11 protein-coding genes are annotated in these 11,338 nt (G+C 70.0%); 9 read left to right on the top strand and 2 right to left on the bottom strand.

Features of this window, described 5'->3' with window-relative positions:
- Window positions 1-34 precede the first annotated feature (34 nt).
- Window positions 35-667: a phospholipase D-like domain-containing protein gene (locus BHS09_RS03225; RefSeq protein WP_140787106.1), complete on the bottom strand. Its 633-nt coding sequence runs from the start codon at window positions 665-667 to the stop codon at window positions 35-37.
- Between the two features lie 98 nt (window positions 668-765).
- Here BHS09_RS03225 and BHS09_RS03220 point away from each other — a divergent pair, with 98 nt between their 5' ends.
- The 6 genes from BHS09_RS03220 to BHS09_RS03195 all read left to right on the top strand — a co-directional run bounded on the left by BHS09_RS03220 (window position 766) and on the right by BHS09_RS03195 (window position 7,340).
- Window positions 766-1,449, top strand: coding sequence for a TetR/AcrR family transcriptional regulator (locus BHS09_RS03220; protein ID WP_140797125.1), 684 nt, complete (start codon window positions 766-768; stop codon window positions 1,447-1,449).
- A 28-nt stretch (window positions 1,450-1,477) separates the two neighbouring features.
- On the top strand, window positions 1,478-2,929 hold the full coding sequence (locus tag BHS09_RS03215) for an aldehyde dehydrogenase family protein (protein WP_140787102.1): 1,452 nt from the start codon (window positions 1,478-1,480) through the stop codon (window positions 2,927-2,929).
- A gap of 38 nt (window positions 2,930-2,967) precedes the next feature.
- Window positions 2,968-4,407: an aldehyde dehydrogenase family protein gene (locus tag BHS09_RS03210; protein WP_140787100.1), complete on the top strand. Its 1,440-nt coding sequence runs from the start codon at window positions 2,968-2,970 to the stop codon at window positions 4,405-4,407.
- A 50-nt stretch (window positions 4,408-4,457) separates the two neighbouring features.
- A complete protein-coding gene (locus BHS09_RS03205) occupies window positions 4,458-5,876 on the top strand; it encodes a hypothetical protein (protein ID WP_140787098.1) in 1,419 nt (472 codons plus the stop codon).
- 125 nt (window positions 5,877-6,001) lie between these two features.
- Window positions 6,002-6,580 (top strand): PH domain-containing protein, encoded by a 579-nt coding sequence (locus BHS09_RS03200; RefSeq protein WP_140797124.1) that lies wholly within the window; start codon window positions 6,002-6,004, stop codon window positions 6,578-6,580.
- Window positions 6,573-7,340, top strand: a complete 768-nt coding sequence (locus BHS09_RS03195; protein ID WP_140797123.1) for a PH domain-containing protein — start codon at window positions 6,573-6,575, stop codon at window positions 7,338-7,340. Before BHS09_RS03200 ends, BHS09_RS03195 begins: the two co-directional genes overlap by 8 nt.
- 127 nt (window positions 7,341-7,467) lie before the next feature.
- Here the strand turns inward: BHS09_RS03195 and BHS09_RS03190 are convergent, their stop codons facing one another.
- Window positions 7,468-9,090 carry an ABC-F family ATP-binding cassette domain-containing protein gene (locus BHS09_RS03190; protein ID WP_140787092.1) on the bottom strand — a complete coding sequence of 541 codons (1,623 nt, stop codon included), beginning with the start codon at window positions 9,088-9,090 and terminating at the stop codon, window positions 7,468-7,470.
- Between the two features lie 185 nt (window positions 9,091-9,275).
- Between BHS09_RS03190 and BHS09_RS03185 the strand changes: the two genes are divergently transcribed.
- From BHS09_RS03185 to BHS09_RS03175, 3 genes are all read left to right on the top strand, one after another.
- Entirely contained in the window at window positions 9,276-9,902 is a 627-nt protein-coding gene (locus BHS09_RS03185; protein ID WP_140787090.1) for a phenylalanine--tRNA ligase beta subunit-related protein, read from the top strand.
- 50 nt (window positions 9,903-9,952) lie between these two features.
- Window positions 9,953-10,729 carry a DUF481 domain-containing protein gene (locus BHS09_RS03180; protein ID WP_140797122.1) on the top strand — a complete coding sequence of 259 codons (777 nt, stop codon included), beginning with the start codon at window positions 9,953-9,955 and terminating at the stop codon, window positions 10,727-10,729.
- 159 nt (window positions 10,730-10,888) lie between these two features.
- Window positions 10,889-11,227: a CBS domain-containing protein gene (locus BHS09_RS03175; RefSeq protein WP_174258628.1), complete on the top strand. Its 339-nt coding sequence runs from the start codon at window positions 10,889-10,891 to the stop codon at window positions 11,225-11,227.
- Window positions 11,228-11,338: the final 111 nt, after the last annotated feature.

Raw genomic sequence — 11,338 nt, 5'->3', positions numbered from 1 at the left:
GCGCCGGGCGCCCCCTACGCGCTGTGTGACAAACCTAGCGCGTGGCGGCCTTCGCGCCCCGCTGGAGACGGCGCGCCTTGCCCAGACGTGGGGCAGCCGCGCGAGGACGGCGCGGCGTGGGCGCTCGCTTGCCTGCGGGCAGAATGGGGTCGGGGCACACCGCGCGGAGCTTGCATGCCTTGCACTCGGCGCCGCTCCACACCGCTTCGTAGAGCGCCGTCACCCGGTCGATGACGTCGAAGTCCTCGGTGACGAAGCCCAGCTCGAAGTTGCGCGCGGAGTCGCCCTTGGCGCCCAGCCCCGCGCCGGTGAGGTTGGCGCTGCCCAGGTATGCCCAGGCGCCATCCACCACCACCGCCTTGAAGTGCACGCGCGGGCAGACCTTGAGCGACAGGCCCCCCGCCACCAGCCGCGCCTGTCTGTCGAAGGCGGCGCGAAAGGGCCGGCTCGGCAGCTCCGCGTGCAACAGCCGCAGCGCCACTCCACGCGCGGCGAGCGTGTCCAGCACGTCCACCAGCGGGACGAAGCGGCCACCGTGCTCCACGAACATCGCCTTCACGTTGGCCGTGGCCATCCACACCGACTCCCGGGCGTGGAGCAGCTTCTCCAACACCACCTCCCGGTACAGCGCGCTGCCCGACAGGAGCTCCGCCTCGATGGGACGCATGGCGCGCACTCCACCACACATGTCCTCACCTGGCCACCTGGCGGACAAATGACCTTCAGTCACTTGACGAGTGACCGTGGGTCATTCATCCATGCGTCATGGTCAGTACCCCAGCGGCGAAGGCGAAGCGGGCCCTGCCCCAGCGAGCTCGCAAGGACGAGGACAAGGAAGCGCGGCGGCGGCTCATCCTGGATGAGGCCCTGGCCCTGTATCAGGCGACGTCCTACGCCGAGGTGAAGATGGCGGACGTGGCCGGCCGGGCGCTGCTGGCCAAGGGCACGGTGTTCCTCTACTTCCCCACCAAGGAGGCGCTGTTCCTGGCGCTGCTGGAGGACCTGCTCTTCGCGTGGTTCGCCCGGTTGGACGGACTGCTGGCGGAGGACACCTCCGCCTGGACGGGGCCCCGACTGGCGCGCACGGTGGCCGAGTCGCTGGATGGCGAGGAGGCCCTGACGCGGCTGCTCGCGCTGCTGCAGACGGTGCTGGAGCAGAACGTGACGGCCGAGCAGCTCCGCCCGTTCAAGGAGCGGCTGCTGGCGGCGCTGCTCCGCGCGGGCACGCGGGTGGAGCAGCGGCTGCCCTTCCTTCATGCCGGAGACGGCCCGCGCTTCTTCATCCACCTTCACGCGCTGGTGACGGGCCTGCGGCAGATGGCGGACGTGGCCCCGGTGGCGCGCGCGGTGTTGGAGGCACTGCCCCACCTGGCGCCGCTGCGCGTCGACTTCACCGCCGAGCTGACGGCGGCCCTCACCACCCTTCTTCGCGGGCTGGAGTCCCGCTGAGTCCCCTTCCCCACCCCTGGAGAGCCCCATGCTCGAAGCGACTTCTCAAGCCAACACGCAGCACGCCGCCGACACCGAGCGCATCCGCGCGGTGTTCGAAGCCCAGCGCGCGCACCGCTGGACGATGTCTCGCACCACCGCCGCCGAACGCATCGCCCGGCTGAAGCGCCTGCGCGAGGCCATCATCGCCCGCCGCGCGGAGCTGGCGGACGCCATCCACGCGGACTTCCGCAAGCCCGCGGTGGAGGTGGAACTGACGGAGCTCCACCCGACGCTGGAGGAGCTGAACCACACGGTGCGGCACCTCAAGTCGTGGATGAAGCCCATGCGGGTGGGCACGCCGATGCTGCTGGCGGGCTCGTCCAGCCACGTGCGCTACGAGGCGCGCGGCACGGTGCTGCTGCTGTCGCCGTGGAACTACCCCTTCAACCTGCTGGTGTCGCCGCTGGTGGCCGCCATCGCCGCGGGCAACACCGTCATCTGCAAGCCCAGCGAGAAGACGCCGCACACCTCGCGCTTCCTGGCGCAGTTGGTGAAGGACGTGTTTCCCGAGAACGAGGTGGCGCTGTTCGAAGGCGGCGCGGAGACGGCGGAGGCGCTGCTGGAGCTGCCCTTCGACCACATCTTCTTCACCGGCAACACGCGCATCGGCCGCAAGGTGATGGAGGCCGCAGCGAAGCACCTGGCCAGCGTGACGCTGGAGCTGGGTGGCAAGTCGCCCGTCATCGTCGATGAGACGGCGGACGTCGCCGCCGCGGCGGAGCGCCTGTGCTGGGGCAAGTTCGTCAACGGCGGCCAGACGTGCGTGGCGCCGGACTACGTGTTCGTGCACGCGTCGAAGGAGCGGGCGTTCCTGGACGCGCTCAAGGCGTCCATCACGCGCTTCTACGGCGGCACGGAGCAGGAGCGGCAGGCGAGCCCTGACCTGACGCGGCTGGTGGACCCGGTGGCGTGGCGGCGGGTGAAGGACCTGGTCGACCGCTCGGTGGCCGCGGGAGCGAAGCTGGAGGTGGGCGGGGAGGCGGACGGGCCCTCGCGCTACATCGCGCCCACCGTGCTGTCCGGCGTGACAGCGGAGAGCCCGGCGATGGAGGGCGAGATTTTCGGCCCCGTGCTGCCGGTGCTCACCTACCAGTCCCGTGAAGAGGTCTACGCGCACATCCGCGCGGGCGGGAAGCCTTTGGCCCTCTACGTGTTCAGCCAGGACAAGCGGGCGGTGGAGGACATCTTCCAGAACACCACGTCGGGTGGCGCGGTGGTGAACAACGTGCTCGTCCACCTCGCGAACCCCAACCTCCCGTTCGGAGGGGTGGGCACCAGTGGCCTGGGGAACTACCACGGCCATTTCGGCTTCAAGACGTTCAGCCATGAGCGGGCAGTGATGGTTCAGTGGATGAAGTCGCTGGCTTCGGTGTTCTTCCCGCCGTATCGCGGGAAGGCGCAGGAATTGGCCTCCCGCGCGACCCGGCTGATGGAGTAGGCACCCCAGGCCGGGGCACCTCCGGAAGGAGCCAGGCGATGCGCGTGGTGAAGTTGGAAGAAGCACGGATGCCGGACGGCGTGCAGGAGGCGTTCGACCGCCTCCATGCGCATCGCTGGGAGGTGGCGCACCGCGGCGTGAAGGAACGGCTGGCCCGGCTGGAGCAGCTCAAGACGCTGCTCGTCGCCCGGCGAGAAGCCCTGGCCGAGGCGCTCCACGCCGACTTCCGCAAGCCGCGCGCGGAGGTGGAGGCCACCGAGGTCCTCCCCGTCCTGATGGAGCTGGCCTACATCCAGAAGCACCTCAAGACGTGGATGAAGCCCCGGAAGGTCTCCACGCCCCTGCTCCTCACCGGCACGTCCAGCCTGGTGCAGTACGAGCCTCGGGGCGTGGTGCTGGTGATGGCCCCGTGGAACTACCCCTTCCACCTGCTCGTGTCGCCGCTGGTGGCCGCGGTGGCCGCGGGCAACACCGTCCTGTGCAAGCCCAGTGAGAAGACGCCCCACACGGCGCGCTTCATCGCGGAGCTGGTGAAGGACGTCTTTCCTCCGGAAGAGGTCGCGGTGGTGGAAGGCGGGCCAGAGGTGGGCGAGGCGCTGCTGCGCCTGCCCTTCGACCACTTCTTCTTTACCGGTGGGGCCCGCGTGGGCCAGCGGGTGATGGAGGCCGCGGCGAAGCACCTGGCCAGCGTGACGCTGGAGCTGGGTGGCAAGTCGCCCGTCATCGTCGATGAGACGGCGGACGTGGAGGCCGCCGCCGAGCGCGTGGTGTGGGGCAAGTTCCTCAACGGCGGGCAGACCTGCATCGCGCCCGACCACGTCTGGGTCCACGCGTCGAAGGAAGAGGCGCTGCTGGAGGCGATGAAGGCGGCCCTGGAGCGCTTCTACGGCCGCACCGAGGAGGCACGCCGCGCGAGCCTGGACCTGTGCCGCATGGTGCATGACAGCGCCTTCACGCGGGTGCGCCGGTTGATGGACCACACCGTGGAGGCCGGCGCGCGCGTGGTGGCGGGCGGCGGCGTGGATGCGGAGTCGCGTTACATCGCGCCCACGGTGCTCGCGGACGTGACGCCGGACACGCCCATCATGGCCGAGGAGATTTTCGGGCCGGTGCTGCCGGTGCTGCGCTTCGAGTCCCTGGACGAAGTGGTGTCGCACGTGCGCGAGGACGGAAAGCCCCTGGCGCTCTACGTGTTCAGCAACAACGAGGCCACGGTGGAGCGGCTGCTGCGGGAGACGCGCGCGGGCGGCACGTGCATCAACACCGTGGTGCTGCACAACGTGAATCCGAACCTGCCCTTCGGCGGCGTGGGCGCCAGCGGCGTGGGCGCGTATCACGGCGAGACGGGCTTCCGGACCTTCAGCCATGAGCGCGCGGTGCTGCGCCAGGGGCGCACGTCCCTGGTCCACCTGTTCTTCCCACCCTTCACGGGCAAGGCGCAGAAGCTGGCGCGGCTGGCGGGGCGCTTGTTCGAGTAGGGCCGGGCCTCCCTGGCACAAGTCTCCCGTTTTCCGGGATAACTGTGTCCATGACCAAGAATGGACGGCGGTTCGCGAGGCTCTGGCTGGGAATGGCGCTGGCCCTGGGGGCCTGCGACGGCGGTGGCCCAGGGGAGGGACCGGAGGATGCCGGCGTGACGGACGCGGGCACGGACGGAGGCAGCGGCGACAGCGGGACGCCCGATAGTGGCACCCCGGACGCCGGCCCCGAGCCCACCTCCGAGCAGGGCGATGGTGTCTCTCACGAGACGACCACGGTGGCGGGAATCCCCGTGGACCGCTACGCCTGGACGGACGCCCAGGGACGCCCGCGCACGGTGTCCCTCAAACGGCAGTCTCCCGCTGGCAACGGCGGCTATGCGGTGCAGATGACGTATCAGGTGCCCGCTGGCGCGGAGTGGCGCACGGTGACGGTGGATGGCACGGCCGGAGGCGAAGCGGGCTTCGGCTACTTCGTGGCCCACGAGCTGTACCGCTCCTTCGACAACGGCACGTCCGGCACCATCGCGGGGCGGCATGGCGAGGACGACTCGCCGCTGGGGCTGGGCTTCCCGGTGGAGGCCTCGCGCTCGGAGATTTCCGCGGCGTCCACCTCCGCCAGCCACCGCTTCACGCTGCGGTATCCCAAGTGGGGCACCCGCGCCGCTATGGCCAACGTGACGGAGGCCACGGCGTCGGCGGATGCCGCGCACCAGAAGTTCATGGTGCCCGTCACCATCCAGTGGGTCTTCCAGAAGGGCACCGACTTCCCGCGCATCGACACGCGGATGGACCTGAGTGAGGCCACCGCTGGCCAACTGTCCTTCGACATGCGAGGCCCCTACGGCGTCGTCGAGTTCGCGGACGCCGCCGCCAGCGCCACCCTCAACAACGTGCAGTGGGGTGACTCCCTCCACCACTTCACGACAGGAGTGGCCGCCGCGGGCGCGCTCACCACCGAGGCGAACTGGACGTGGAACGAGCCCATCGGAACCACGCGCAAGTACCATGCGCTGCTGGCGCGGCACCCCACCTCCGGCGTGCTGTATGAGCTGGGGCTCGTCGAGCTGAAGCTCGGCCAGGACACCGGGCTGGTGTACGGCGGCTACAGCCTCAACAACGGGACGACGCGGGCGGCCTCGGGGCGGGCGCTGCTCAGCGGGGGCTTCTCCGCTGGCGAGTGGCCCTTCCAGTCCGCGCAGTACAGCGGCCTGTCGGCCGCGACGGCGGTGACGGGCAAGAAGTTCGCCTGGGGCAGCAGCCCGTTCTACGGCTCCGCGCTGGGCTCCGTGTACTTCAACGCCGGCGCCTCGCTCCCCATCAACGCGTTCCCCGCGAGCCGCGACCTCGTGTACCGGACGTGCCTGGTGCTCGGCGTGTCGCCCTACACGGACGCGGCTCCGAAGTCGCTGGCGCGGCGGACCGCGGAGAGCGACACGCCCAGCTGCGCGACGGTCTCTCCGCTCTGATTCACCGCCAGTGGATATGCCTGGGAGGGGGTGGCCGTCCCCCTCCCCTGGGCGCAGAATCGCGGGCGGGCCGGTGCAATCACGTCCGCGCCCGTCCGTATCGCCACCAGCCCGCACGGCCGTCCATGACCGACTCGTCTCACGCCCTCACAGCCGCGACCCGCGACGGGGGCTTCCTGTCGCGCCTGCCCACGGTGCTGCAGCCGCACCGCAGCCTGCTCACCTACTACCTCGTCAGCGCGCTGCTGGCCGGGCCCGGCTTCCCCATCCTCGGGCTCATCCGCTACTTCAAGTACCAGACGCTGCGCTACACGCTGGACGCCGAGGGCATCACTGTCCGCTGGGGCATCCTCTTCAGGCGGGAGGTGTCCCTCACCTACGCGCGCATCCAGGACATCCACCTGTCCAGCAATCTGGTGGAGCGCTGGCTGGGGCTGGCGCGCATCCAAATCCAGACGGCGAGCGGCAACTCGCAGGCGGAAATCACCATCGAGGGCGTTCCCGCTCACGAGGCCATGCGGGACTTCCTCTATTCAAGGATGCGCGGGAGCCGGGAGCGCGCCGTGCCCGCGAACGACGCGTCGCACGTCACGCCGGGAGGTCCGGATGAGCTCGCGGCGACGCTGCGGGAGATTGCCTCCGAGGTGCGGGCGTTGCGGCTGAGCCTGGGCGCCGGCGACACGCGGGAGAAGCAGGATGTCTGACGCCGCGCCTGCCTGGCTCCTGCGCCTGCTGAAGGTGCCCCCCGCGCCCCACATCCCCGAGGGGGCCGCGGTGCGCGTCTTCCGCTCCGCGCCGTCCTATCGCCGGCTCCAACTGCTCCGTTGGGGCTTGCGGCAGGCCAGCGTCGTGGTGGGCCTGATTTTCACCTGGGTCGCGGTGAAGCACCGGTTCGTCCCGCACATCCCCTACGCGTATGCGGACACCGTCTTCTTCGCCGTCGAGCTGTTCGCCTGGCTCGCGTTCGCGGTGCAGGTCCCCATCACCTTCCTGGTGGCCTGGCTCGACTACGAGTACCGCTGGTACATCCTCTCCGACCGCAGCCTGCGCATCCGGGAAGGGCTCGTCTCGCTTCAGGAGAAGACGATGACCTTCGCGAACATCCAGCAGGTCTCCATCCGGCAGAACCCGCTTCAGCGGCTGTTCGGCATCTCCGACGTGAAGGTGGAGACGGCGGGTGGAGGCGGCAACAGCGGCTCGCACGACGCGGACGCGTCGACCCGCGAAGGCCTGCACGAGGCCCATTTCCGGGGCGTGGACAATCCCGAGGAGATTCGCGACGTCATCATGACGCGCGTGCGCATGCACCGGGACGCCGGGCTGGGCGAGCCGCAGCATGCCGAGCCGGCCCTGCCGCCCTCAACGGCTCCCTCGGCCGAGACGCTCGGCGCGGCGAAGGAGCTGCTGGCCGAGGTCCGAGGGCTCCGAAGCACCTGGGCCGCACGGGGCCCACCGGAGCCCTGAGCCCGTCGGGCACGGGCGACGTCCCCGCGCCTGGACCGCGGCCTCTGTTCGCAGCGGCCACGCGGCCACGGGACGCGGCAGGCCCGGCGCTGCCCAGACGGTCCGCCGGGCAGCACCGCCACGCGCCTCAGCTCCGCAGGCCCGGCGCTTCCTGGCCGGTGCGGGCCACGTACTCGGTGTAGCCGCCGCCGTATTGGTGGATGCCCTCGGGCGTCAGCTCCAGCACGCGGTTGGACAGCGCGGCCAGGAAGTGACGGTCGTGGGAGACGAACAGCATCGTCCCCTCGTAGCGGGAGAGCGCCGTAATCAGCATCTCCTTCGTGGCCATGTCCAGGTGGTTGGTGGGCTCGTCCAGCACCAGGAAGTTCGGCGGGTCGAAGAGCATCTTCGCCATGACGAGCCGGGCCTTCTCACCACCGGACAGCACGCGGCACTTCTTCTCCACCTCGTCACCGGAGAAGCCGAAGCAGCCGGCCAACGCCCGCAGCGAGCCCTGACCCGCGCGGGGGAAGGCGTCCTCCAGCGCCTGGAACACCGTCCGCTCGCCGTCCAGCAGGTCCATGGCGTGCTGCGCGAAGTAACCCATCTTCACGCTGCCACCCAGCGCCACGTTGCCCGTGTCCGGCTGCGTGGAGCCCGTCACCAGCTTCAGCAGCGTGGACTTGCCCGCGCCGTTGACGCCCATGACGGCCCAGCGCTCCGTGCGGCGCACCAGGAAGTCCAGCCCCTCGTAGATGGTGCGGCTGCCGTAGGCCTTGTGAACGCCCTTCAGGCTCACCACGTCGTCGCCCGAGCGCGGCGCCGGCTGGAACTCGAAGAGCACCGTCTGGCGCCGCTTGGGCGGCTCCACGCGCTCAATCTTCTCCAGCTTCTTCACCCGGCTCTGCACCTGCGCGGCGTGCGAGGCGCGCGCCTTGAAGCGCTCGATGAACTTCAGCTCCTTGGCGAGCATGGCCTGCTGGCGCTCGAACTGCGCCTGCTGCTGCTTCTCGTTCATCGCCCGCTGCTGCTCGTAGAACTCGTAGTTGCCGGTGTACGTCGACAGCGAGCCGCCGTCGATCTCCACCACCTTGTTCACGATGCGGTTCATGAACTCGCGGTCGTGCGACGTCATCAGCAGCGCGCCGTCGTAGTTCTTGAGGAACTCCTCCAGCCAGATGAGGCTCTCGATGTCGAGGTGGTTGCTCGGCTCGTCGAGCAGCATCGCGTCCGGACGCATCAGGAGGATGCGGGCCAGCGCCACGCGCATCTTCCAACCGCCCGACAGCGCGCCCACGTCGCCGTCCATCATCTCCTGGCTGAAGCCCAGGCCCGCGAGAATCTCCCGCGCGCGGCCTTCCAGCGCGTAGCCGCCCAGCTCCTCGAAGCGCCCCTGGACCAGGCCGTAGCGCTCCACGAGCTTGTCCATGTTGTCCGCCTGGTCCGGGTCGGCCATGGCGGCCTCCAGCTCCTTCAGCTCGGCGGCCACCGTGCTCACCGGGCCCGCGCCGTCCATCACCTCGGCGGCGGCGCTGCGGCCCTCCATCTCACCCACGTCCTGGCTGAAGTAGCCAATGGTGACGCCCCGGTCGACCGCGACCTGGCCCTCGTCGGGGTGCTCCTGGCTGGTAATCATCCGGAACAGCGTCGTCTTGCCGGCCCCGTTGGGTCCGACGAGGCCCACCTTCTCCCCCTTGTGGAGCGCCGCGGAGGCCTCGATGAAGAGAATCTGCTGGCCGTTCTGCTTGCTGATGTTGTCGAGACGAATCATGTGCGTGCGGGGGGCCCGGAAGCGGGTGCGGCGCCCTTATGCCACGTAGCGCGCCCCGGGAAGAATGTTCCGAACCCCTGGAAAGCGACTTCTCTTGCATGGGAGCGGACAGGCGGGGGAGCCCCCGGTCCCAGGCTGGAAGTGGGACCTGCCCCCACTCGCGCCGTGGCATAGACTGCCGCGCCGTGCTGACCATCGACGCCCACCCCTCCCTGGACACCCTGGCCTTCACCACCACCTTCCCCGGGCCGCTGGGCGGACTGCCCTCCCCGGAGTGGCTGGTGGCCCTGCTGAAGCCCGGCGCCACCGCGCCCCTGTCCAGCGACGACACCGTGCGCGGCGCCATCCGCGACATGCTCCGCCACGGCGGCTACAAGCCCACCGGGCGAGGCAAGCCCGCGTCGGAGTACCTGGTGCGCGCCTCGGGTGACGGCTCGCTAGGCGCCATCAACCTGGCCGTGGATGCCTGCAACGCGGTGTCCCTGCACAGCGGCCTGCCCATCAGCGTGGTGGACCTGGACCGGGCCGCCGCCCCCTTCCGCGTAGGCGTGGCCCCGGAGGGCGCGCAGTACGTCTTCAACGCGTCCGGGCAGAGCATCGACCTGGCGGGCCTGCTGTGCCTCTTCGACGCGGAGGGCCCGTGCGCCAACGCCGTCAAGGACGCGCAGCGCACCAAGACGAACGCGGACACCCGCCGCACCCTCACCGTGCTCTGGGGCGCCAAGGCCCTGGGCGAGCGGACCGCGCGCGCCTTCGACTGGTATCGGGAGCTGCTGGAGCGCGCGGGGGCCACGGTGGAGCGCCTGCCCTGAACCGCGCGGGTACCCTTGAAACATGCCGGCCGACGGGGCAGACCCGGGCCATGGCGGGACGGAAATCCAGCAGGTGGGTGCTGCTGCTCGTGTGGCTTCATGCGGCGAGCGCGGCAGCGCAGATCGTCAACGTCCAGGCGCTGTTCGACGAGAACACAGGCCCGGGGCGCTCGGCGGCCGTGGACCTGGGCGCGGACTGGCGCACGGGCAGCACCGACCTCTTCAGCGTGCGCGGCGCCCTGCTGGGCCAGTGGCGCAGCGAGAAGCACACCTGGCTGGCCGTCATCCGGGGGGAGTACGCCTTCGCCGCCGATGAGGTCATCGTCAGCAAGGTGATGGAGCACGTCCGCTACCGCTACGGATTCACGGAGCGGCTCTCCGGCGAGGTGTTCCTCCAACACGAGTTCGACAAGTTTCGCCGCATCCAGTTCCGGGCCCTGCTGGGCGCGGGGCCCCGGGTGAGGGTGCTGACCGACAAGAAGGCCACGCTGGTGGTGGGGCTCGCGCTGATGCTGGAGCACGAGCGCATCCGCCGGGATTCCGAACCGGATGCCGGGGACTTCCGCACCGACCCGCGCCTGTCCAGCTACGTGCTGGGGCGGCTGGAGTTCATGGAGAACGTCTTCCTGGTGCAGACGCTCTACGCCCAGCCCCGCGTGACGAACCCCGCCGACATCCGCCTGCTCAACGACACCATCTTCGAGGTGAAGCCCAACGAACGCCTCACCGTGGGCATCGGCTTCAACCTCACCTTCGACAACTCCCCGCCCCTGGCCGTCCCCAAGCTCGACACCCAGCTGCGGACCACGGTGGGCATCCGGCTGTAGCCCCCGCCGGGCCCCGACTCCGCCCCAGGGACATTGCCACCCGGGCGACAGCAGCCAGCCCTCGCTTGCCTCCCCGCCCATGCCGGGCAGCGCCCCGGTTGTTGGCAACTGTCTTGCTACGGTGCCTCGCAGGGCAACAACAGGGTGGCGAGGCCGGCGATGACGGAACTGTACGTGGAGTGCGAGGACACGGTGGCGAAGGCAGTGACGCTCTTCCCCAAGGACACGGTGGTGAGGGCACTGTCACTGATGCAGCGGTATGGCCTGAGCCGGCTGCCGGTGGTGGACGACGTGCACGGCGAGCTCATCGGCGACGTGACGGCCGACGACCTCACCCGGGTCTGGCAGCACGCGCCGCTGGCCTGTATGTCGGAAATTCTTTCACTGAAATCCCTGCGGGATGAAGACCTGGAGGACGCCACCCGTTGGGGGCCGCGCATCACCCTGATCTCCCCCCTGGTGGACGTGTACCAGACCAGCAAACGCTGGGTGCAGTAGGCCGGAAGGTCCGAATCCGGGCGTCCGCTGAACGCGCGCGGCACGCCCACAGGTGCCGGCGGCTCGGGGAGTCGAGGAAGAAGCCCGGGTAGGACGGGCACCCCACTCCCA

The organism is Myxococcus xanthus, from assembly GCF_006402735.1.
GTDB lineage: Bacteria > Myxococcota > Myxococcia > Myxococcales > Myxococcaceae > Myxococcus > Myxococcus xanthus_A.
This window is presented reverse-complemented; position numbering and strand designations above follow the sequence as displayed.